The 21,781-nt window shown below is 63.8% G+C and carries 16 protein-coding genes and 4 tRNA genes; 5 read left to right on the forward strand and 15 right to left on the reverse strand.

Annotated features, from left to right (window positions below; translation table 11 throughout):
- Positions 1 to 3 precede the first annotated feature (3 nt).
- Positions 4 to 1,269, reverse strand: a complete 1,266-nt coding sequence (locus B7X65_RS13350; protein WP_293594812.1) for an efflux RND transporter periplasmic adaptor subunit — start codon at positions 1,267 to 1,269, stop codon at positions 4 to 6.
- A gap of 192 nt (positions 1,270 to 1,461) precedes the next feature.
- On the opposite strand from B7X65_RS13350, the gene B7X65_RS13355 reads away from it, so the two are divergent.
- Positions 1,462 to 2,130 (forward strand): TetR family transcriptional regulator, encoded by a 669-nt coding sequence (locus B7X65_RS13355; RefSeq protein ID WP_293594794.1) that lies wholly within the window; start codon positions 1,462 to 1,464, stop codon positions 2,128 to 2,130.
- A gap of 6 nt (positions 2,131 to 2,136) precedes the next feature.
- Here the strand turns inward: B7X65_RS13355 and B7X65_RS13360 are convergent, their stop codons facing one another.
- The 11 genes from B7X65_RS13360 to B7X65_RS13410 all read right to left on the reverse strand — a co-directional run bounded on the left by B7X65_RS13360 (position 2,137) and on the right by B7X65_RS13410 (position 14,075).
- On the reverse strand, positions 2,137 to 2,775 hold the full coding sequence (locus tag B7X65_RS13360; protein ID WP_293594795.1) for a DUF6806 family protein: 639 nt from the start codon (positions 2,773 to 2,775) through the stop codon (positions 2,137 to 2,139).
- Positions 2,776 to 2,856: 81 nt separating this feature from the next.
- A tRNA-Leu gene (locus B7X65_RS13365) sits at positions 2,857 to 2,948 on the reverse strand.
- 56 nt (positions 2,949 to 3,004) lie between these two features.
- A tRNA-Cys gene (locus B7X65_RS13370) sits at positions 3,005 to 3,078 on the reverse strand.
- A gap of 107 nt (positions 3,079 to 3,185) precedes the next feature.
- Positions 3,186 to 3,261 (reverse strand) — tRNA-Gly (locus B7X65_RS13375).
- A gap of 68 nt (positions 3,262 to 3,329) precedes the next feature.
- Positions 3,330 to 5,759, reverse strand: coding sequence for an endopeptidase La (gene lon, locus B7X65_RS13380; RefSeq protein ID WP_293594796.1), 2,430 nt, complete (start codon positions 5,757 to 5,759; stop codon positions 3,330 to 3,332).
- Positions 5,760 to 5,936: 177 nt separating this feature from the next.
- Complete coding sequence (gene clpX, locus B7X65_RS13385; RefSeq protein WP_293594797.1) at positions 5,937 to 7,202, reverse strand: ATP-dependent Clp protease ATP-binding subunit ClpX; 1,266 nt, start codon at positions 7,200 to 7,202, stop codon at positions 5,937 to 5,939.
- A gap of 185 nt (positions 7,203 to 7,387) precedes the next feature.
- On the reverse strand, positions 7,388 to 8,008 hold the full coding sequence (gene clpP / locus B7X65_RS13390) for an ATP-dependent Clp endopeptidase proteolytic subunit ClpP (protein ID WP_293594798.1): 621 nt from the start codon (positions 8,006 to 8,008) through the stop codon (positions 7,388 to 7,390).
- 115 nt (positions 8,009 to 8,123) lie between these two features.
- Positions 8,124 to 9,434: a trigger factor gene (gene tig / locus B7X65_RS13395; RefSeq protein WP_293594799.1), complete on the reverse strand. Its 1,311-nt coding sequence runs from the start codon at positions 9,432 to 9,434 to the stop codon at positions 8,124 to 8,126.
- Positions 9,435 to 9,523: 89 nt separating this feature from the next.
- Positions 9,524 to 9,610 (reverse strand) — tRNA-Leu (locus B7X65_RS13400).
- 123 nt (positions 9,611 to 9,733) lie between these two features.
- A complete protein-coding gene (locus B7X65_RS13405; protein ID WP_293594800.1) occupies positions 9,734 to 12,898 on the reverse strand; it encodes an efflux RND transporter permease subunit in 3,165 nt (1,054 codons plus the stop codon).
- 7 nt (positions 12,899 to 12,905) lie between these two features.
- Positions 12,906 to 14,075 carry an efflux RND transporter periplasmic adaptor subunit gene (locus B7X65_RS13410; protein WP_293594801.1) on the reverse strand — a complete coding sequence of 390 codons (1,170 nt, stop codon included), beginning with the start codon at positions 14,073 to 14,075 and terminating at the stop codon, positions 12,906 to 12,908.
- 133 nt (positions 14,076 to 14,208) lie between these two features.
- On the opposite strand from B7X65_RS13410, the gene hpnC reads away from it, so the two are divergent.
- The 3 genes from hpnC to hpnE all read left to right on the forward strand — a co-directional run bounded on the left by hpnC (position 14,209) and on the right by hpnE (position 17,335).
- On the forward strand, positions 14,209 to 15,069 hold the full coding sequence (gene hpnC / locus B7X65_RS13415; RefSeq protein WP_293594802.1) for a squalene synthase HpnC: 861 nt from the start codon (positions 14,209 to 14,211) through the stop codon (positions 15,067 to 15,069).
- A 51-nt stretch (positions 15,070 to 15,120) separates the two neighbouring features.
- Positions 15,121 to 15,963, forward strand: coding sequence for a presqualene diphosphate synthase HpnD (gene hpnD, locus B7X65_RS13420; protein WP_293594803.1), 843 nt, complete (start codon positions 15,121 to 15,123; stop codon positions 15,961 to 15,963).
- Positions 15,964 to 16,057: 94 nt separating this feature from the next.
- Positions 16,058 to 17,335, forward strand: a complete 1,278-nt coding sequence (gene hpnE, locus B7X65_RS13425; protein ID WP_293594804.1) for a hydroxysqualene dehydroxylase HpnE — start codon at positions 16,058 to 16,060, stop codon at positions 17,333 to 17,335.
- 44 nt (positions 17,336 to 17,379) lie between these two features.
- On the opposite strand, the gene B7X65_RS13430 is transcribed toward hpnE, so the two are convergent.
- Together B7X65_RS13430 and B7X65_RS13435 are read right to left on the reverse strand one after the other, a co-directional pair.
- On the reverse strand, positions 17,380 to 18,027 hold the full coding sequence (locus B7X65_RS13430; protein ID WP_293594805.1) for a glutathione S-transferase family protein: 648 nt from the start codon (positions 18,025 to 18,027) through the stop codon (positions 17,380 to 17,382).
- Positions 18,024 to 18,734, reverse strand: a complete 711-nt coding sequence (locus B7X65_RS13435) for an HAD family hydrolase (RefSeq protein WP_293594806.1) — start codon at positions 18,732 to 18,734, stop codon at positions 18,024 to 18,026. Before B7X65_RS13435 ends, B7X65_RS13430 begins: the two co-directional genes overlap by 4 nt.
- A gap of 19 nt (positions 18,735 to 18,753) precedes the next feature.
- Here B7X65_RS13435 and hemH point away from each other — a divergent pair, with 19 nt between their 5' ends.
- On the forward strand, positions 18,754 to 19,857 hold the full coding sequence (gene hemH, locus B7X65_RS13440; protein ID WP_293594807.1) for a ferrochelatase: 1,104 nt from the start codon (positions 18,754 to 18,756) through the stop codon (positions 19,855 to 19,857).
- A gap of 10 nt (positions 19,858 to 19,867) precedes the next feature.
- On the opposite strand, the gene B7X65_RS13445 is transcribed toward hemH, so the two are convergent.
- Positions 19,868 to 21,781: tetratricopeptide repeat protein (locus B7X65_RS13445; protein WP_366928939.1), on the reverse strand; the 1,914-nt coding region annotated here is incomplete at its 5' end.

Consider the following 21,781-nt stretch of genomic DNA (forward strand, 5'->3'; position numbering starts at 1 on the left):
TCCTTATTTGGCGGCTGCGGAGGCAGCAGGCGCGGCGGACGCTGCAGCTGGTGCAGTGGGTGCCGCCGGTGCTGAAGCCGCCCCAGCGGGCGCTGCGCCTGCAGGCTGCCAGGGTACGGGCTTGACGCTGGCGCCAGGGCGCAGTTTCTGGAACCCGTCGACCATGACCTGCTCGCCGGTTTTCAGCCCCTCGAGAATCACCCACTGGTTGCCTTTGGCGGAACCGATCTTCACCGGCCGCGGCGAAACCTTGCCTTCGGCATCGACCACCATGACCGTGTCGCCCTGGCCCGAACGCGTGACGGCCTGCTGCGGCAAGGTCATGGCATTGGTGGCCTGCGCCTGCTCCAGGCGCACCCGCACAAACAGCCCGGGCAGCAACTGGCCGCTCGGGTTGGGCACCTCGGCGCGCAGGGTGATCTGGCCTGTGGTGGCATCGACCGTCAGGTCCGAAAACAGCAAGCGACCGGGACGTGCATACTCCGTGCCGTCCTCTAGCACGATGCGCACGCTGGCCGCATCGCCGCCGCTGGCGCGCTTGAACTTGCCGCTGTCCATGGCGGCGCGAAGCTTCATCACATCCGAGGCCGACTGCGTGAAGTTGACGTACATGGGGTTGATCTGCTGGATCACCGCAAGCTGGGTTGCGTCGCCCTGCCCGACCAGCGCACCTTCCGTCACCAGGGCGCGTCCGATGCGGCCCGAGATGGGGGCCGTCACTGAGGCGTAACCGAGGTTGATGCTGGCGGTCTGCACATTGGCCTTGCCCACGGCAACATCGGCTTCGGCCTGCTTCTGCGCTGCCACCGCGTTGGCGAACTCCTGCTTGCTGATGGCGTTGGCCTCGACCAGCGGCTTGTAGCGCTGCGCCAGTGCCGTGGCCTGCGCCAGATTGGCCTCGGCACGGGCTTGGCCGGCTTTGGCGCTGGCCACCGCGGCGGCATAGGGCGCGGCATCAATGCTGAACAGCGGCTGCCCTGCTTTCACATCGCTGCCTTCACGAAACAGCCGCTTTTGCAAAATGCCGGCGGCGCGCGCCCGCACCTGCGCCACGCGGGAGGCTTCGAGCCGGCCGGGCAGTTCGGTCACCAGCCCCACATCGCCCTGGGTCACGGTCACCACCCCCACCTGCGCGGGCGGTGGCGCGGTGGGTGCCTGGCTGGCGCCCTTGCCACAGCCGGCAAGAAGCAGGGACAACATCGCAAGGGCCACCAGCCGCTGATGATTGCTGGAGGGGAGCGCCGCAAAGGGCAGCTTGACACGGGACATGGACATGCTGATCCTCGAATTTTCTGGAGTAAAGCGCAAAAGGGGGGTCATGGATGGCAACCTGGATGGCAATGGACACGTGGCCCCATCGGACGAAAGGCAAAAGAATAAGGGTTTTTGCGAGTGTTATAGTTTACATACATTTGTGAATGTATAAGTCCACCCTCTTAAAAATCTGTTTTCAGGAAAAGCATGGTCCGACGAACCAAGGAAGAAGCCCTGGCCACCCGCCACAAGCTGCTGGATGCGGCCGAGCACCTGTTCCAGGCACAGGGCGTCTCGCGCACCAGCCTGCAGGAAATCGCCCGGCGGGCGGGGGCGACCCGTGGCGCGGTCTACTGGCACTTCAAGGACAAGGCCGATCTCTTCAACGCGATGATGGAACGGGTCACCCTGCCCCTGGAACAGTCCTTTCAGAACCAGCTGGGGCAAGAGGATCTAGAGGGCCAAGAGGGGCATACCGACCCGCTGGCACGCATTCGCAGTTGCGTGGGAGAAGCGCTGCTCCGTATCGCCAGCGACCCGCAGACGCGTCGTGTCTTCGAAGTGGCTACCCACAAGGTGGAATATGTCGGCGAGCTCCAGGCAGTGCGGCTGCGTCACCTGAAGAGCCGAAGTGACTTTCTGGCGCAGGTTGAACGTGGTTTTCAGGCGGCCGCCCGGCGCCATGCGCTGGAATTGCCGGTTCCGGTCGCGACGGCGGCGCAGGGCCTGTACGCCCTCATCGACGGCCTGATCCAGAGCTGGTTGCTGGAAAGCGCCGACTTCGATCTGGTGTCCCTGGGACGGGATGTGGTGGAGGTCTACCTGCGCGGGCTGGGGTTCTCCAGCACGGGCAAGGACGAGGCGGCTCCGTCCTAGAACGGCTTAATGCAGATGCCGCGGCTTGCGGCCGCCACCGCCGTGGCCGGCGCCACCCTGGGGGCCGCCCATCCCGCGGGGAGGCCTGCCCAGTTGCATGGAGCTGACCAGCGCATCAAATCGCTGCTCGAACAACTTGTCGACGGCGGACACCACATCGCCGAGTTCGGAGGCATCGAAATGACGCTCCATCAGGCCGATCATGTCCTGCACCAGCAGATCACGCTGAACCTGCATGATGGCAGCTGGCGTGGGCCCGACAAAATACATCGCAAAGTCGTCCCGGGCCTCTTCGCCATCGGGTTCCTCATCCTCGTCAAAATCCGCATCGTAGAAAGTGACTTCGAGGGGCGCACCGCTGGCAGCCAGTTCGTTCAGGGCCATGCAGACTTCGTCAAGCACCTGCCGGAAATCCTCGTCTCCGGGAACCGTCCAGCACAGTTGCAGCAGGTGCTGGTGGACATCAAAGCGTATGCCGGGCTCTTCCTCGTAGGAGCTGGCGGCACCGTCTGCCAGCGACTTGGCGCCCGCGTATTTCCAGAGCGGCTTCAGGGCTTCCTGCAGCTGATCAAAGCCGACATCCTCACGCAACGGCACTTCGCCGTGGACGTGTATTTCGAAAGGAGGGGTGGTGTAGCGGGCCATGGAATCTATCTTAACCAGTTGCGGTCTGAAATGGGCATCACCAACATGCCGACAGGGCCTGTGAGGCGATGTTCCGGGGGCTGGTGCCTGAGACCGGAATCGAACCGGTACGCCCGTTTTCACGAAGCGGCGGATTTTAAGTCCGCTGTGTCTACCTATTTCACCACTCAGGCCGGGGACATGCTGACGAACAAAAAAGCCCCTGGCAAGGGGCTGCAAAAAACATGGATGGAGGCGCGGGCCGGAGTCGAACCGACCTACTCGGATTTGCAATCCGGTACATAACCGCTTTGTTACCGCGCCGTAATCTGTCTGCTTCCAGCAGAACCAACAGGATGATTCTACTGAATCGCTTGTGAACTATCACCAATGAAAAAGGACAGCATTTTTAAGTGCTGCCCTTTTCGAATTGGAGCGGGAGAAGAGTCTCGAACTCTCGACCTCAACCTTGGCAAGGTTGCGCTCTACCAACTGAGCTACTCCCGCGTTATCAGCCTCGAATTATAGCGTGATTTTTTGCGCTTTGCGAAGAAACCTGAAAAATTTGCAAAGACTTAATGCTTGATGCTGCCCGCCAATTCAACCACCGGCGCGGCAGGCGCTGCTGCGGCCACAGCGGGCTCGTCGTCCGGCAGGGGAACCGGCTGGCGCACCAGTGCAATCTGCAGCACCTGGTCAATCCATTTGACAGGCACGATCTCCAGGCCGTTCTTCACGTTCTCCGGAATCTCCTGCAGATCCTTCGCGTTCTCTTCGGGGATCAGGACGGTCTTGATGCCGCCGCGCAAAGCCGCGAGCAGTTTTTCCTTCAGGCCGCCAATCGCCGTCACCTCGCCGCGCAGCGTGATCTCGCCGGTCATCGCCACATCACCGCGCACGGGAATGCCGGTGATGGCCGATACAAAGGCCGTGGTCATCGCCGCACCGGCGCTCGGGCCATCCTTGGGGGTGGCACCGTCGGGCACGTGAATGTGGATGTCACGCTTCTCGAACATTTCGTCCTTGATGCCCAGCACCCGTGCCCGGCTGCGCACCACCGTGCGTGCGGCTTCCACGGATTCCTTCATCACGTCGCCGAGCGAACCCGTGCGCGTGATCACACCCTTGCCGGGCATCATCGCCGCCTCGATCGTCAGCAGATCGCCACCGACTTCCGTCCAGGCCAGCCCGACCACCTGGCCGATCTGGTTGAGCTCCCCGGCGCGGCCATAGTCGAACTTGCGCACGCCCAGAAAATCATTGAGGTTGTCGGCGGTCACCACCACCTTGGGCTCCATCTTCTTGAGCTGGATGCCCTTGACCACCTTGCGGCAGATCTTGGACAGTTCGCGCTCGAGTGAACGCACCCCGGCCTCACGCGTGTAGTAACGCACGATGTCGCGAACCGCCTGCTCCTTGATCTCCAGCTCGTCTTCCTTGACGCCGTTGTTCTTGAGCTGCTTGGGCAGCAGGTAACGCATGGCAATGCTGGTCTTTTCGTCTTCGGTGTAACCCGACAGGCGGATCACTTCCATCCGGTCCAGCAAGGCCGGCGGGATGTTCATCGAGTTCGAGGTGGCCACAAACATCACATCGCTGAGGTCGAAGTCGACCTCGACGTAGTGGTCGCCAAAGGTGTGGTTCTGCTCGGGATCCAGCACCTCCAGCAGCGCACTGGAAGGGTCGCCACGGAAATCGGTGCCGAGCTTGTCAATCTCGTCGAGCAGGAACAGCGGGTTGCGCGTGCCGGCCTTGGTCAGGCTTTGCAGGACCTTGCCCGGCAAGGCACCGATGTAGGTACGCCGGTGACCGCGGATCTCCGCCTCGTCACGCATGCCGCCCAGCGCCATGCGCACGTACTTGCGCCCCGTGGCCTTGGCAATCGACTGGCCCAGCGAGGTTTTGCCAACGCCAGGAGGGCCGACCAGACAGAGAATCGGCGCCTTGAGTTTGTCGACACGCTGCTGCACCGCGAGGTATTCAACAATGCGGTCCTTGACCTTTTCCAGGCCGTAATGGTCTTCGTCCAGCACGGCCTCGGCGTTGGCAAGGTCGTGTTTGATCTTGGTCTTCTTGCTCCAGGGCAGACCGGTCAGCACATCGATGTAGGAGCGCACCACGGTCGCTTCGGCCGACATTGGCGACATCAGCTTGAGCTTTTTCAGCTCGCTCTCGGCCTTCTTGCGCGCTTCCTGCGGCATTTTGGCGGTCTTGATCTTTTTCTCGATCTCTTCGATGTCCGCGCCCTCTTCACCCTCGCCGAGTTCCTTCTGGATCGCCTTGACCTGCTCGTTCAGGTAGAAATCGCGCTGGTTTTTCTCCATCTGGCGCTTGACGCGGCCGCGGATTTTCTTGTCCACATTGAGAATGTCGACTTCGCGTTCGAGCTGCTCATAGAGGTTTTCGAGCCGGGCCTTGACGTTGTCCAGATCGAGGATGACCTGCTTGGCATCCAGCTTGAGCGGCAGGTGCGCGGCAATGGTGTCGGCCAGCCGGCCGGCATCGTCGATGCTGGAAATCGAAGTGAGGATCTCAGGCGGGATTTTCTTGTTGAGTTTGACGTAGTGGTCGAACTGCTGCATCACGGCGCGGCGCAGCGCTTCGGTCTCGCTGGTCTTGTCGCCGGGCGTGAGCACGGCCGCCTCCACCGGCGTCACATTGGCGCTGAAGTGGGCCTCGCCCTCTTCGATCTTGTTGACAACGGCGCGTTGCTGGCCTTCAACCAGCACTTTGACCGTGCCGTCCGGCAGTTTGAGCATCTGCAAAATCGTGGCCACACAGCCGACACCGAACATGTCCTCTACAGACGGTTCATCCTTGGCGGCTGCTTTCTGGGCCACGAGCATGATGCGGCGCTCGGCCTCCATCGCCGACTCCAGCGCCTTGATGCTTTTGGGGCGGCCGACGAACAGCGGAATCACCATGTGGGGGAACACCACCACGTCACGCAGCGGCAACAGCGGCAGGTCGATGGGGCTGGAAGGCAATGTGGTTTGTGCGGACATATCAACCCTTAGAGGTAGGCCTTTAACGAAAACCGTGGCGCCAGGGCGTCCGGGGATTTTCAGTATCGGTGAAAACAGTTATCTGGAAAGTGGGGAACAGCGGCCACTTTTCAAGCCTGCCGCCCATTTATGCCACTTCAGGCACCACACCGGGGACCTTCTTGGTCTGGCGCGGCCTCAGGCCTGTTTGGCGGCTTCACGGTAGACCAGCAGCGGCGGCTTGTTTTCCTCGATCGTCGACTCGTCAACCACCACTTTTTCCACATTGCTGGTGTTGGGCAGGTCAAACATGGTGTCAATCAGGGACTGTTCCAGGATCGAGCGCAGGCCGCGCGCGCCGGTCTTGCGGGCCAGCGCCTTGCGGGCAATGGCCTTGAGCGCCGAGGGACGAATCTCCAGATCGACCCCTTCCATGGACAGCAGCTTGCTGAACTGCTTGACGACGGCGTTTTTGGGTTCCGTCAGGATCTGCACCAGCGCGTCCTCAGTCAGTTCGGCCAAAGTGGCAACCACCGGCATGCGGCCCACCAGTTCGGGGATCAGACCGAACTTGATCAGGTCTTCCGGCTCCACGTCCTTGAAGGCCTCAGTCAGGCTCCGGGCCTTTTTGCTCTTGACGCTGGCACCAAAACCGATGCCGGACGACTCGGTGCGGTTTTCGATGACTTTTTCCAGCCCCGAGAAAGCCCCGCCGCAGATAAACAGGATGTTGGTGGTGTCGACCTGCAGGAAGTCCTGGTTCGGGTGCTTGCGGCCGCCCTGCGGCGGCACCGAGGCCATGGTGCCCTCGATCAGTTTGAGCAGCGCCTGCTGCACACCCTCACCCGACACGTCGCGCGTGATCGAGGGGTTGTCGGACTTGCGCGAGATCTTGTCGATTTCGTCGATGTAGACAATACCCTGCTGCGCGCGCTCGACTTCATAGTTGCAGCTCTGCAGCAGCTTCTGGATGATGTTCTCGACGTCCTCGCCGACATAGCCGGCTTCGGTCAGCGTGGTGGCGTCGGCCATCACGAAAGGAACATTCAGCGTACGCGCCAGGGTCTGGGCCAGCAGGGTCTTGCCGGAGCCGGTGGGGCCGATCAGCAGAATGTTGCTTTTGGTCAGCTCCACATCGTCTTTTTTTGCTTTTTCCTTGTGGCGCAGGCGTTTGTAGTGGTTGTACACGGCGACGGCCAGTGTGCGCTTGGCTGGTTCCTGGCCGATGACGTAGCCGTCCAGTGTGGTCTTGATTTCCAGCGGCGTCGGCAGGTCGCCACGCGTTTCGCGCACATCATCTCCGGCGGGCAGCTCGTCGCGGATGATTTCGTTGCACAGGTCGATGCATTCATCACAGATGAAAACCGATGGCCCTGCAATCAGCTTCTTGACTTCGTGCTGGCTTTTGCCGCAGAAGGAGCAGTACAGGGTTTTTTCGCTGGAAGAGCCTTTTTTATCGGCCATGAATGTAATGCCTTTGGGTGCCCGAGGGACGTGTTAGCCAATGATAACCAAATAAACCTGGCCCCCACGTTTCGCGGCCCCCAAGAGGGCTTTTTGTCCTGGGGCGACCCGGGGACAAAAAAACGGCGTTTCCTGCCACAGGAAACGCCGTTGCTGCAATGCAACTGACGGGAAAAGCCGAGCCTTCAGGGGCGCTTGGCAATCACCTGATCCACCACACCATAGGCTTTCGCCTCGTCGGCAAACATGAAGTAGTCGCGCTCGGTGTCGCGCTCGATTTTTTCAATGGTCTGCCCGGTATTTTCGGCCAGGATGCGGTTGAGCTGGTCACGCGTCTTGAGGATGTCGCGGGCGTGGATCTCGATGTCGGAGGCCTGGCCCTGCGCGCCGCCCGAAGGCTGGTGAATCATCACGCGCGAGTTGGGCAGCGAAAAGCGCTTGCCCTTGGCGCCGGCCGCCAGCAGGAAGGCACCCATGCTGGCCGCCATGCCCACGCACAGCGTGGACACGTCCGCCTTGATGAACTGCATGGTGTCGTAAATCGCCATGCCGGCGGTCACGGAACCGCCCGGGGAGTTGATGTAGAACGAAATGTCCTTGTCCGGGTTTTCGCTCTCGAGGAACAGCAACTGCGCCACCACCAGGTTGGCCGTCTGGTCGTTGACCGGGCCCACGAGGAAAATGACACGCTCCTTCAGCAGGCGCGAATAGATGTCATAGGACCGCTCGCCGCGGCCGGACTGCTCAATCACCATCGGCACCATGCCGAGGCCCTGGATGTCCTGTGCACTGCTGTAAATGTTCATGTTTTCTCCAAATGTTGGGACTACTTTACCCAAAATAAATGGGGCTTGAAGCCTCAGCCGCAAGCCCCTGCATCAGAAATCAGCTTTGCGCCGGGCCGGGAGCCCGCCGTCCGCTTCAGTTCTGCGCCATCAATTCATCAAATGGCACCGATTTTTCGACGATTTTGGCCTTGCCCAGCACAAAATTCGTGACGTTGTTTTCGATCACGACGGACTCGACCTCGGCCATGCGTTTTTCGTCGCTGAAGTACCAGCGCACCACGTCTTCCGGCTTTTCGTAGCTCGAAGCCAGCTCTTCGACGTGGGCCTTGACCTGTTCGGTCTTGGGAAACAGGTCGTTGGTACGGGTCAGCTCGGCCACCACCAAGCCCAGGCGCACGCGCTTTTCAGCTTGCGGGCGGAAGATGTCGTCGGGAATCGGCGCCTTGTCAGCGTCCTTGATGCCGCGCTGCTTGAGGTCGGCGCGGGCACCTTCCACCATGCGGTCCAGTTCGGACTGGACGATCGCCTGGGGCACGTCGAGTTCGGCGTGGGCCAGCAGCGCGTCCATGACGGCGTTTTTGTTGCGGGCCAGCAGGCGGAACTTGACTTCGCGCTCGAGGTTCTTGCGGATGTCGGCGCGCAGGCCTTCGACGGTCGCGTCGGCAATACCCAGGGATTTGGCCAGGGCTTCGTTGACTTCAGGCAGGTGGGCGGCTTCGATCTTCTTGACCGTGACCATGAAGTCGGCCTGTTTGCCGGCGACATCCTTGCCATGGTAATCAGCGGGGAAATTGAGCGGGAAGGTCTTGCTCTCGCCGCTTTTCATGCCGCGCACCGCGTCTTCGAACTCCTTGAGCATCTGGCCTTCGCCGACCAGGAACTGGAAGGCTTCCGCCTTGCCGCCGGCAAACGGCTCGCCGTCGATCTTGCCTTCGAAGTCGATGGTGACGCGGTCGCCGTCCTGCGCAGGCGCGTCGATGGCGCGCTGGGCAAAGGTGCGGCGCTGCTTGCGCAGGATGTCCACCGTCTTGTCGATGGCTTCGTCGGTCACTTCTGCGGTAATTTTTTCGACTTCCGCGCTGGCCAGGTCGCCGATCTTGACTTCCGGATAAACCTCGAAAATCGCGTCAAACGCCAGCTCGCCCTCGGGCGCGCCTTCCTTTTCGCTGATGCGCGGCTGGCCGGCCACGCGCAGCTTGGCTTCATTGGCGGCCACGGAGAAAGCTTCGCCGACCTTGTCGTTCATGACTTCGTAATGCACGGAGTAGCCATAACGCTGGGCGACCACGTTCATCGGCACCTTGCCGGGACGGAAACCGTCCATCTTGACCGTGCGGGCCAGGCGTTTCAGGCGCGAGTCCACTTCGGACTGGATGGTGCCTACGGGCAGCGTCAAAGTGATCTTGCGCTCCAGCTTCTCAAGGGTTTCAACAGTCACGGCCATGATCTACTCCTAAATATCCGAAAAATGTGTAAAAGACAGAGGGGCGCACCGGTCAACCGGTGCGGCCATCGTCCTGAAAGTCTCAATCGTGGTGCGCGGGGCGGGACTCGAACCCGCACATCCTTGCGGACGTCAGGACCTAAACCTGGTGCGTCTACCAATTTCGCCACCCGCGCGCCTGAAATAAAAACGGGAATCCTCAGCTTTTCGGCTTCCGGACCCCCGCCTGAAATCGGTCAACTTTCTATTTTAGCCTGTATCGGCTGCCGCTTCAGCGCCCAGCCATCCCGCAGGTGGGGTCAGGCCGGGACCGGTAACTCCCGTTTCACACGAAACCACGCTGCATACATCGCCGGCAAGGCCAGCAGCGTCAGCACCGTGGCAACAATCAGCCCGCCCATGATGGCAACCGCCATCGGTCCCCAGAACACGCTGCGCGACAGCGGGATCATGGCCAGCACGGCGGCGGCGGCGGTCAGCACGATGGGGCGCAAACGCCGCACGGCTGACTCGACAATCGCGTCCCAGGCTGGCACGCCGGCCGCCCGGTCCTGCTCGATCTGGTCGATCAGGATCACCGAGTTGCGCTGGATCATGCCCATCAGCGCAATCACGCCGAGCAAGGCCACAAAGCCGAAGGGACGGCCCAGCAGCAGCAGGGCCCCGGCCACGCCGGCAATGCCCAGCGGTCCGGTCAGGAAGACCAGCATGGCGCGGCTGAAGCTGTGCAGCTGCAGCATCAGCAAGGTGAAGGTCAGGAACAGCATGATGGGAATGCCGGCTGCAATCGAGCTGGAGCCCTTGCTGCTTTCCTCGACGGCGCCGGCGACGTCAATGCGGTAACCGGCGATGCCTTTCTGGCGCCACTGCGCTTCCAGCGCCTTCAGTTGCGGCAGCAACTCGTTGGTCACCGTCGCGCCCTGCAGCCCCTCGACGATGTCGCTTTGCACCGTGATTGCATAGTCGCGATTTTCGCGCCACATCACGCCCGGCTCCCAGGTGAATACTGGCTTGGCGATCTGTGTCAGGGGAATGGACTTGCCCGATGCGGTCGGCAGATAGGCGTTGGCCATGTCGGTGATGGAATTGCGCTCGTCCGGCGGCGGGCGCACCACCATGTCAATGAGTTTGTCGCCTTCGCGGAACTGCCCCACTGTGCTGCCTGTCAGGCTGGTCTTTGAAGCCTGCGCGATCGACTGGCTGGTCACGCCCAGGGCGCGCGCCTTGGACTGGTCCACTTCCAGGCGCAGCACCTTGACCGACTCGTTCCAGTTGTCGTTGACGCCGCGGGTGTGGGCGCTCTCCCGCATCACGGCCTTGACCTCATCGGCGCGTTCGCGCAGCACCAGCGGGTCCACGCCGACCACGCGGAACTGCACCGGGTAAGGCACGGGCGGGCCGTTGGGCAGCAGCTTGATGCGGCCGCGCACCTCGGGGAATTCCTGGGCCAGCAGCGCCGGCAGCTTGATGCGCAGGGACTCGCGCACTTTCAGGTCCTGCGGCAGCACGATGAATTGCGACACGTTGGTCTGCGGAAAAACCTGGTCCAGCGGCAGGTAAAAACGCGGCACGCCCGAGCCTATCCAGGTGCTGACCGAACTGACGCCGGCTTCCTGGAGCAGGCGTGCCTCGACACGTTTGGCCGTCAGTTCATTGGCGGCGAACGAGGTGCCTTCCGGGAACCAGATGTCGACCATGATCTCGCGCCGGCTCGAATCCGGGAAGAACTGCTGCTGCACCTTGCCCATGCCGACAATGCCGAGCGCAAAAAACAGCACTGTTGCGCCTATCGTGAGCCAGCGGTACTGCACACACCAGTTCACCGCCCGGCGAAACGTGTTGTAGAAGGGGCTGTCGAACATCTCGTGAGGGCTGTCCTGCCCGGCGGCCACCTCCTGCACATGCGGCGGCACCTTGAGCAGCAAGGTCCCCAGATAAGGCACAAAATACACCGACACGACCCAGCTCAGCACCAGCGCGATGACAGTGACCGCAAAGATCGCGTAGGTGTACTCGCCCACGGCCGATTTGGCCATGCCGATCGGCAAAAAGCCGACGGCCGTGATCAGCGTGCCGGTCAGCATCGGCATGGCGGTGATTTCATACGCAAAGGTCGCGGCGCGCACCTTGTCGTAACCCTCTTCCATCTTGCGCACCATCATCTCGACCGCAATGATCGCGTCGTCCACCAGCAGGCCCAGCGCAATGATCAGCGAGCCCAGCGAGATCTTGTGCAGGCCGATGCCGAAGTAGCTCATGGCCAGAAAGGTCACCGCCAGCACCAGCGGAATCGTGATGCCCACCACCAGGCCGGGCCGCATGTCGATGTAATAACGCTTCCACAGCGGGTGCTGGCCCGGGCGGCGATGAAAACCCAGTGCGATGAAACTCACCGCAAGCACGATCACCACCGCCTCGATCAGCACCTTCACGAACTCGTTGACCGAGGTCGCCACCGCGGTCGGCTGGTCCTGGATCTGCACCAGCTCGATGCCGGCCGGCAGGCTGGTGCCGATGCGCGCAGTGGTCGCCTTCAGCGCCTTGCCCAGGGCAATGATGTCGCCGCCCTTGCCCATGGAGACACCGAGCGCGATGACCTCCCGGCCCTGGTGCCGCACCTTGACGGCAGGCGGGTCAATGTAACCACGCCTGACCTCGGCAATGTCCCCCAGCCGCAGCTGGCTGCCCGAACTGGCGCGTATCGGCATGGCACGCAACTGCTCGACCACTTCGAACTGGCCGGCCACCCGCACCTGCACCACGTCCAGCGGCGTCTGGATCGCGCCGGCGGACTCCACCGCGTTTTGCTGGCCGAGCTGGTTCAGGACCTGGTTGAAGTCCAGCCCGAGCTGGGCCAGGCGTTTTTGGGAGATCTCGATGTAGAGCTTTTCGTCCTGCGCGCCGAACTGCTCGACCTTGGCCACATCGGGCACTCGCAGCAACTGCTGGCGCACGTCGTCGGCAAAGGTCTTGAGCTCGGCATAACTGAAACCATCGGCCTGCAGCGCGTAGATCACGCCATACACGTCGCCGAAGTCGTCGTTGAAAAACGGTCCCTGCACGCCGCCGGGCAGCGTGCCCCGCATGTCGCCGATCTTCTTGCGCGCCGCATACCAGACACCGGCCACATCGGCGGCTTTCGACGAGTCCTTGATCTGGAAAATGATCTGCGACTCGCCCGGCTTGGAGTAGCTGCGGATCTTGTCGGCAAACGGCACTTCCTGCAGCGTGCGCTCGATCTTGTCGGTCACCTGCTCGGCCACCTGCTGCGCCGTGGCGCCCGGCCAGTAGGTACGCACCACCATGGCACGGAAGGTGAACGGCGGGTCCTCGTCCTGGCCGAGCTGGAAGTAGGCAGCGAAGCCGAGCAGCATCAGCACCACCATCAGGTAACGCGTCAGCGCCGGATGGTCCAGCGCCCATTTGGACAGGTTGAAGCTGTTCTTCGGTTGTACTTGGGTCATGCCGGCCTCACTTCGCAGCAGCAGGCGCAGCCAGGGGCAGCGTTGCCGCAGCGGCGGATGCTACCGGATTGATAGCTATCTGCGCAGGCGGGGAAAGGGCTGCAGCCACTTTTGGCTGATAAATTGTGACCTTCTGACCAGGCGAGAGCACGTGCACGCCGGCGCTGACCACCAGCATGCCGGGCTGCAGGCCCGAAGCCACCACGGCCTCGTTGCCGTCGGCCGTGGCCACCTCGATCAGTTGCGACTTCACCGTCATGCTCGCCTTGTCCAGCACCCAGACCGCCGTTGACCGGCCTTCCTGGCGCAGAGCGGTGGTCGGCAGCTTGATGACCTGCACACCCGCGGCGCTCAGGCCCTGCGGCTGCACGTACACCGTGGCGCCCAGCACCGGCGGCTCGCGGGTGGCCAGCGCCACCTTCACCGGGTAGGTCCGCGTGAGCGGGTCGGCGCTGGCGCCCACTTCGCGCACCTTGCCTTCCAGCCCGGCGTTCTGCGCCCAAACCCGCACCTTGACCGGCATGCCGACCTTGATGGCCGCCACCTTGTCTTCCGGCACGGAAAACACCACGTCGCGCGGGCCGTCGGCGGCGATGCGCAGCACCGGGGTGCCAGCAGCAACGACCTGCCCGACTTCGGCTTCCACGGCCGTCACCACGCCCGACACGTCGGCCACCAGCACGGCGTAATTGGCCTGGTTGCCCTGCACGGCCAGTTGCGACTGCGCCTGATCGAGCTGGGCCTGCGCCGCCTTGAGCGTGGTCTCGCGGCGCTCGAGTTCGGCGCCGCTGATGAAATTCTGGTCCCGGAGTTCCTTGTAGCGTTTGTAGTCGGCCGAGGCGAGGTCGCGCTGCGTCGCCGCCGCCGCGACCTGGGCGCGCGCCGCATCGGCGGCCAGCTTGTAGTCCTGCGGGTCCAGTTGGGCCAGCACCTGCCCGGCCTGGACACGTTGACCCAGATCGGCCTGGCGCCGGATGATTTTTCCGCCGACCCGGAACCCCAGCCGCGACTCGACCTGGGCCTTGACCTCGCCGGCAAACTCATAAGTGGTGGCGAAGGAATCCGTTCCCACGGTCATGACCTTGACGGCACGCACCGGCTCCTCGGGCGGAGCTGACTTGGAACAGGCGGCCAGCAACAAGGCGCTGCTGAGGACGGCAAAAGCGGTTTTATTCATGATGGCATCGAGGAAAAACGGTGGCGAAAAAGACTGGAAAGCAGGAAACAGGCGAGACTAAAAACTCTGTTAATGACTGACCGGTTAGTAATCTAGGGTAATTCCCAAGGCTTGTCAAGCGACAATCCAGCCCATGACTTCCGGCCCCCATCCCGACCTTGCGCAGCCGTTGCAGCCGCCTTCCAGCCACTACGAAAACTTCCCCGTGGCCTCGCTGCTGTGTCCGCCACGCCTGCGTCCGGCGGTGGCGGCGATCTACTGGTTTGCCCGCACGGCCGACGACATCGCCGACGAAGGCGACGCCCTGCCGGCCCAGCGCCTGGCCGACTTGGCGGCCTGCCGCGCCGACCTGTTCGCCGCGGCCGAGGGCCGGCCGGTCTCGGCGCGATGGCCGGCCGTCTTTGCTGCCCTGGCGCCGGTGATCAGGCAGTTCCAGTTGCCGGTGCCGCTGCTGGACGACCTGCTCAGCGCGTTCGAGCAGGACGTTGTCAAGCAGCGTTATGCCACCGAGGCCGAGCTGCTGGACTACTGCCGCCGCTCGGCCAACCCGGTCGGCCGCCTGCTGCTGCACCTCTACGGTGTCAACGATGCGGCGTCGTTGGTGCAGAGCGACCACATCTGCACTGCGTTGCAGCTGATCAACTTCTGGCAGGACCTCAGCGTGGACATTCCGCGCGGACGCATCTACCTGCCGCAGGAGCTCTGGGCCGCGCACGGCGTGGATGAAGCGCAACTGCTGGCCCTGAATGTGAATCCGATTACTACGAAATTGATAGCGGCCTGCGTCCATTCGGCAAGGGCGCGCATGCTAAAAGGTCTGCCTTTGGTGAAGAAAGTGCCGGGGCGCGCGGGCTGGGAATTGCGCCTGGTGGTGCAAGGCGGCCTGCGCATCCTCGACAAGATCGAAGCGATCGACTTTGCCACGTTGCGCCAGCGTCCCAAACTCACGGCCTGGGATGTGGCGCTGATGCTGTGGCGCGCGATCCGGATGTGATCCCGGCAGCGGCCCGCTTGCCATCGCCGCAAGCCTGCGACAATCCCGCCCATGAACCCCGAGGAATACGTCCAGCAGAAAGCCGCCGCATCCGGCAGCAGTTTTTATTACGCCTTCCTGTTTTTGCCCAGGGAAAGGCGTGCGGCCATCACGGCCTTTTATGCCTTCTGCCGCGAGATCGACGATGTGGTCGACGAGGTGACCGACCCCGGCGTGGCCCACACCAAGCTCGCCTGGTGGCAGGCCGAGGTGCTCAAGTCCTACGCCGGCTCGCCCACCCATCCGGTGATGAAGGCGCTGATGCCGCTGGCCCCCACCTACCAGATCGAAGCGCGCCACCTGCAGGCGGTGATTGAGGGCTGCCAGATGGACCTCACGCAAAACCGCTTTCTCGATTTCCCGGGCCTGCAGACCTATTGCCACCTGGTCGCGGGCATCGTCGGCGAGGTGGCCGCGCGGATTTTCGGGCAGACGCAGCCGCAGACCACCGAGTACGCGCACAAGCTCGGGCTGGCCTTCCAGATGACCAACATCATCCGCGACGTCGGGGAAGACGCCTTGCGCGGCCGCATTTACCTGCCGGTCAACGAGCTGCAGCAGTTCGACGTGAAAGCGCACGAAATCCTCAAGCGCCAGTACTCCGACCGCTTTACCGCGCTGATGAAGTTCCAGACGCAGCGTGCGCTCGGCCTGTACGACGAGGCGCTGGCGCTGCTGCCCGAGGCAGACCGCCGCGCGCAAAAGCCCGGCCTGATGATGGCCAGCATCTACCGCACCCTGCTGCGCGAGATCGAGGCCGACGGCTACCAGGTGCTGCACCAGCGTGTCAGCCTGACGCCGCTGCGCAAGTTCTGGCTGGCATGGAAAACACAGGCCTTCGGAAAAGTGGTGTAAAAACTTTGGCCCCCACGCTTGTCGCTTGGCGTACTGCGCTGCCCCCCCAGGGGGCTATTTTTCCTAGGGGCGGCCCGTCGGAAAAATTCTCACCATGAAGGTGGCCGTCATTGGCGCCGGCTGGGCCGGCTGCGCTGCGGCGGTCGAAGCCACGCGGCTGGGCCAGCAGGTCACTGTGTTTGAAGCGGCCCGCATCCCCGGCGGACGCGCGCGGCGTGTCGACAGCCAGTGGCCCGACGGCAGGGCGCTGGCACTGGACAACGGCCAGCACATCCTGATCGGTGCCTACAGCGAAACGCTGCGCCTGATGGCCGACGTCGGCATCGCTGCCGACACGGCGCTGCTGCGCCTGCCACTGACCCTGCAGTTCCCCGACGGCACGGGCCTGGCCTTTCCCCGGCTGCCCGCTCCGCTCGATGCAATGGCGGGCATTGTGCGTGCACGCGGCTGGACCTGGCGCGACAAACTCTCGCTGCTGCGTGCCGCTGTCGGCTGGCAGATCTCGGGCTTTCGCTGCGCGCCGGAGCTGTCTGTCGCGCAGCTGTGCCGCACACTGAGCCCGACGGTGATGGCCACCCTGATCGAGCCGCTGTGTGTCTCGGCGCTGAACACGCCGGCCGAGCGCGCCAGCGGCCAGGTGTATTTGCGTGTGCTGCGCGACGCGCTGTTCGCCGAATCGGGCGGCTCCAACCTGTTGCTGCCGCGTGTGGATCTCAGTGCGCTGCTGCCCGACGCGGCGCTGGCCTGGGTCGTGCGGCGTGGCGGCGAAGTCGGCCTGGGTCGCCGCGTGCAGGGACTGACCCGCCTGGCCGGAAGCTGGCAGGTCGATGGCGCCCTCTTTGATCGGGTGGTTCTCGCCTGTCCGCCGGCGGAAGCTGCGCGGCTGGTCGAAACAGCCGGACTGCCCTGCCAGGCGTGGCTGGCGCACACCCGCGCGCTGCAGTTTGAAGCGATCACCACGGTGTATGCGTTTTCACCCGGCGCGCGCCTGGCGCAGCCCATGCTCACGCTGCGCGCCGGCGCACCCGACGGCGAGGCGCCGGCGCAGTTTGTGTTTGATCGCGGCCAGCTCGGCGGGCCCGCCGGCCTGCTGGCCTTTGTGGTCAGCGCCAGCAGCGCCGACAAGGCCGCACTGACCGGGCGCGTGCTGGCCCAGGGCGAGCAGCAACTCGGGCTGGCGGCCCTGCAGCCCGTGCAGACGATTGTGGAAAAACGCGCGACCTTCGCCTGCCTGCCCGGCCTGCAGCGCCCCGCCGCGCAGGTGCTGCCAGGGCTGCTTGCCTGCGGCGACTACCTCGACGGCCCCTACCCGGCCACGCTGGAAGGTGCGGTGCGTTCGGGTTTGCAGGCCGCCAGAAACGCTATCAAATAGATAGCTGTTTGCGCAATAACAGCAAGGGCTGGAGCCCGATTTGCCTATAGATTCCGGCCACTATCACGCCGTGCCAGCGCGCGCACCTGTTGCTGCGCGGGCCGGTCCAGGCAACGCGCCAGCCAGGCGCTGAGCTGCGGGCACTGCGCGTTCAGCTCCGCCGAACGCTGCACCCAGGCCAGCACCGACGCCACGCAGATGTCGGCCACGGTGAAACGCTCCCCGGCCAGAAACCGGCGGGTTTGCAGATGCTGATCGAGCACACGCAGGGCCGGCGACAGGCGACGCTCGGCCTCCTGCGCCAATTGCGGCTTGCGCCGTTCCTCGGGCATGGCCACGGTGTGCATCAAAAACGTCAGGGCATCTTTTTCGCATTCGGTCACGGCCCAGAAGCTCCAGCGCAGGATCTCGGCCTGTTCGGCGTGGTTCACTGCGGCGAGCGGTTCAGCGCCCTCGCCCTGGAAACGCCCGGCCAGGTAGAGCGCACAGGCCATGGACTCCCAGACCAGCACGCCGTTGTCGTCCACCACGGGGATGTGCCCGTTGGGATTGAGCGCCAGAAACTCGGGCGTGCGCGTCGCACCGCCCTGGTAAGGCTGTGGAATGTGTTCGTAGGCCAGGCCCAGTTCATGCGCCACCCACAGCGGCCGTGATGCGCGCGAGGCCGCGATGCCGTAGACCTTCAGTGTCATGGCTGCGGGTCCGCCAGGCGAAACAGGTCGCACAGCTCGGTCAGGCTGGTCACGGTTTCGTGCGGCACGGCATCGTGCGTCCACAGATGGTCGGCCCGGTTCACCCAGGCCGTCTGCATGCCCGCGTTCAGCGCCCCCAGCACATCGAGCGCTGCGTCGTCGCCTACATGCAACACGTTGTGGGGCTGCACATCCACGGCGCCGGCCGCCGCATGGAAAATCCGCGGGTCCGGCTTGCCCACGCCGAACTCCTGCGCGCTGATGGCCGCGCGAAAGTATGGCGCGAGCCCGATGCGGCCGATATCGGCATTGCCGTTGGACAGCGCAACCACCGGGTAACGCGCGGAAAGAAACTCGAGCGCCAGCATCGCGTCGTCGAACAGCGTCACGTCATGGCGCGCGGCAAAAAAAACTTCAAAGGCCTCTTCCGCCAGCAAGGGGTTCTCGCGGGAACGGTACAGGGCCAGGCGGATCGCCTCGCGCCGGATGGCACTGAGGTTGTGCCTGAGCTCGGGCCGGGTACGGACAATCTGCTCGCGGATATCGTGGCGTGCCGTGGGGTTGGCAAACAGGGCCGCGGTCATGGGCGCGTGGCGACCCAGCCATTCGTCGAGTGCGGCTTCGGCTTTCTCTATCACCGGCCAGACCGGCCAGAGGGTGTCATCAAGGTCAAGGGTTATGGCTTTAATAATTGTCAGGTCAAGCATAGGTAAGGGAGAATAACCCATGTCTTTTTCCCCCGAACCCACCTTTGTGCACGGGCAGCCGCCCAGCGCGGCCAGCGGCACCGCCGTGCTGTACTGCAACCTCGGAACCCCGGACGCACCCACCGCGGCGGCGCTGCGCCCCTACCTCGCGCAGTTTCTCAGTGACCACCGTGTGATCGAAATCCCCAAGGCCTTGTGGTGGTTCATCCTGCACGGCATCATCCTGCGCGTGCGGCCCAAAAAGTCAGCGGCCAAATACGCCAGCATCTGGACCGCGGACGGTTCACCGCTGAAAGTGTGGACGGCCAAACAGGCGACGCTGCTGCGCGGCTACCTGGGCGAGCGCGGCCACCATGTTGAAGTGCGCTACGCCATGCGTTACGGCCAGCCCTCCGTAGCCGCGCAGCTCAACTCGCTCAAGGCCGAAGGCGTGACACGCATCCTGGTGTTGCCCGCCTACCCGCAGTACAGCGGCACCAGCACCGCCAGCGTGTTCGACGCGGTTTACAGCTGGGCCGCCAAAACACGGCGCATTCCCGAGTTTCGGTTCGTCAACCACTATCACGACCATCCGGGCTACATCGCGGCGCTGGCAGCGCGCGTGCGCGCACACTGGGCAACCCATGGCCGCGCAGAAAAACTGGTCATGAGTTTTCACGGCGTGCCCGAGCGCACGCTGCATCTGGGTGACCCCTACCACTGCGAGTGCCATAAAACCGCTCGCCTGCTGGCCGAAGAACTCGGACTGGCCAAGGAGCTGTACCGCGTCACCTTCCAGTCGCGCTTCGGCAAGGCCAAGTGGCTGGAGCCCTACACCGAGCCCACGCTGGTGGCCCTGGCCAGGGCGGGCGTCAAGAGCGTCGATGTGATGTGCCCCGGCTTCACCGGCGACTGCCTCGAGACCCTCGAGGAAATTGCGCAGGAGGCCAAGGAGGCTTTTGTCCATGCGGGCGGGAAGACCTTCAACTACATCGCCTGCCTCAACGACAGCCCCGAATGGCTGAAGGCCCTGAGCGACATTGCGCAGCAGCACCTGTCCGGCTGGCCGACCCAGGGCGTGCCCGACGTGCAGGCGCTGGCCGCGTCACGCGCTGCAGCGCTCGCACGCGGCGCCCGGCAATAGGGGCTCCTCCCTATCGCAGGCGCAGCGTCAACGCCGCCTGTACCTGGGTCAGCACACCGGCCCAGTCGCCAGGGGCGCTCTGCCTGAACAGCCGCGCTGAGCCGTACCACGGGCTCCAGCGCCAGTCCGGGCTGTAGGCCAACAGCAGCCACACCTCTTTGCCCATGGCGCCCGCCAGATGCGCCACGCTGGTGTCCACCGTGATCACCAGGTCCATCAACGCCACCACCGCGGCCGTGTCACTGAAGTCCTGGAATGAATCGCCCAGGAAGGTCAGTCCGGGCGTGTTTGCCAGCGTGGCCTGATCCGCAGGTCGCAGCTCTTTTTGCAGGCAGTACCACTCGGCCCGCTCGCTGAGCAGGCCCCGCATGTCTGCCAGCGCCAGGGAGCGGTTGTGGTCGTTCTGGTGGCCGGTGCTGCCGCTCCACACCAGGCCGATGCGCTTGTTGCGGCCGGGGCCCAGTCGCTCTTGCCAGGCCTGGCGTTTGTCCGGGTCGCTGTGCAGGTAGGGCTCGCCGCTGATGTTGCCCAGATCGACCTTGAACGCCAGCGGCAGGCTCAGCAGCGGGCAGTGGCAGTCAACGTCGGGCAGGCGCTCGCCCCGCCCCAGCACCAGGCTGACACCTTCCAGGTCTTGAAGCAGTGTCTTGAGCGCTGGCTGCACTTCGAGCACCACTGTGGCGCCCAGGGCCGCCACCTGCCTGGCGTAGCGGCAGAACTGAAGGGTGTCGCCCAGGCCTTGCTCGGAGTGCAGAAGTATCGTCTTGCCCGCCAACGACTCTTTGCCCAGCCACAGCGGCTGGCTGAAGTTTCTCGCTGCGGACAGCCCGGGCTCTTTTTTCCAGCGCCATTCGTACTTCACCCAACCTCCGGCAAAGTCGCCCAGTATCAGCCGGCACAGCGCTTCGTTCCAGTGGGCTTCGGCATTACCCGGTTCAAGCTGCAGCGCACGCTCAAAGCATTCCATCGCCTCGGCATGACGCATCAGGTCCCGCAACACGCCACCACGGTTGCTCCACGCACCGACAAAGTCTGGTTTGATCTGGAGCGCACGCTCATAACTGGCCAGCGCCTCGGCAGGTCGCCGGAGATCCCACAAGGCCTTGCCCCGATTGCTCAGTGCTTCGGCAAAGTCGGGCCTGATCTTCAGCGCATGGTCGAAACTCTGCAGCGCTTCCTCCGGCCGCTTCAGGTCCTGCAAGGCATTGCCACGGTTGCTCAATACTTGGGCATCGTCCGGCCGGACCCCGAGGGCACGGTCATAACTCGCCAGCGCCTCCAGGGGGCGTTTGAGGGCGCGCAATGCATTGCCGCGGTTGCTCAGGGCCAACGCATAGTCCGGCTTGATCCTGAGGGCACGGTCATAACTCTCCAGCGCCTCCGCGTAGCGCTCGAGGTCTCGCAGCGCTGCACCGCGGTTGGCCAGGGCTTCGGCATAGTCCGGCTGGAGCCTGAGGGCGTGCTCATAACTGGCCAGCGCTTCTTCGGGGCGATTCAGGTCCCGCAAGGCGTTGCCCCGATTGTTGAGTGCGCTGGGATGGTCGGGACTGATTTTGAGCGCCTGGTCAAACAAGGCCATGGCGGTCACCGGATCTTTCCGTTGCACCGCCATCGTTGCCAGCAACTGCAGCGCATCAAAGTGCTGCGGCTGCACCCGCAGGATTTCCTTGTACAGCGCTTCGGCCTGGTCGAGCTGCCCCTGCTGGTGCAGGGCCACTGCCTGCGCCAGCTGGGCGGCCAGGGCCTGAGCTGTCATTGCCGGCGGCTTTTGGGCGGGTGCTGGCGTTGGCGCTGGACCGGGTTCGGGTTCGCGCTGCACACCGGACAGGCGCAGCGTCAACGCCGCCTGTACCTGGGTCAGCACACCGGCCCAGTCGCCAGGGGCGCTCTGCCTGAACAGCCGCGCTGAGCCGTACCACGGGCT

The sequence above is a fragment of the Polaromonas sp. 39-63-25 genome, assembly GCF_002278925.1.
In the GTDB taxonomy this organism is placed as follows: Bacteria; Pseudomonadota; Gammaproteobacteria; order Burkholderiales; family Burkholderiaceae_C; genus Polaromonas.

Coding starts and splice junctions, on each gene's coding strand:
- B7X65_RS13355 (WP_293594794.1), top strand. CDS start 1,462: ATGGTCCGACGAACCAAGGAAGAAGCCCTGGCCACCCGCCACAAGCTG.
- hpnD (WP_293594803.1), top strand. CDS start 15,121: ATGAACCCCGAGGAATACGTCCAGCAGAAAGCCGCCGCATCCGGCAGC.
- B7X65_RS13435 (WP_293594806.1), bottom strand. CDS start 18,734: ATGCTTGACCTGACAATTATTAAAGCCATAACCCTTGACCTTGATGAC.
- hpnE (WP_293594804.1), top strand. CDS start 16,058: ATGAAGGTGGCCGTCATTGGCGCCGGCTGGGCCGGCTGCGCTGCGGCG.
- clpP (WP_293594798.1), bottom strand. CDS start 8,008: ATGAACATTTACAGCAGTGCACAGGACATCCAGGGCCTCGGCATGGTG.
- B7X65_RS13410 (WP_293594801.1), bottom strand. CDS start 14,075: ATGAATAAAACCGCTTTTGCCGTCCTCAGCAGCGCCTTGTTGCTGGCC.
- B7X65_RS13360 (WP_293594795.1), bottom strand. CDS start 2,775: ATGGCCCGCTACACCACCCCTCCTTTCGAAATACACGTCCACGGCGAA.
- clpX (WP_293594797.1), bottom strand. CDS start 7,202: ATGGCCGATAAAAAAGGCTCTTCCAGCGAAAAAACCCTGTACTGCTCC.
- hemH (WP_293594807.1), top strand. CDS start 18,754: ATGTCTTTTTCCCCCGAACCCACCTTTGTGCACGGGCAGCCGCCCAGC.
- B7X65_RS13405 (WP_293594800.1), bottom strand. CDS start 12,898: ATGACCCAAGTACAACCGAAGAACAGCTTCAACCTGTCCAAATGGGCG.
- tig (WP_293594799.1), bottom strand. CDS start 9,434: ATGGCCGTGACTGTTGAAACCCTTGAGAAGCTGGAGCGCAAGATCACT.
- B7X65_RS13430 (WP_293594805.1), bottom strand. CDS start 18,027: ATGACACTGAAGGTCTACGGCATCGCGGCCTCGCGCGCATCACGGCCG.
- hpnC (WP_293594802.1), top strand. CDS start 14,209: ATGACTTCCGGCCCCCATCCCGACCTTGCGCAGCCGTTGCAGCCGCCT.
- lon (WP_293594796.1), bottom strand. CDS start 5,759: ATGTCCGCACAAACCACATTGCCTTCCAGCCCCATCGACCTGCCGCTG.
- B7X65_RS13350 (WP_293594812.1), bottom strand. CDS start 1,269: ATGTCCCGTGTCAAGCTGCCCTTTGCGGCGCTCCCCTCCAGCAATCAT.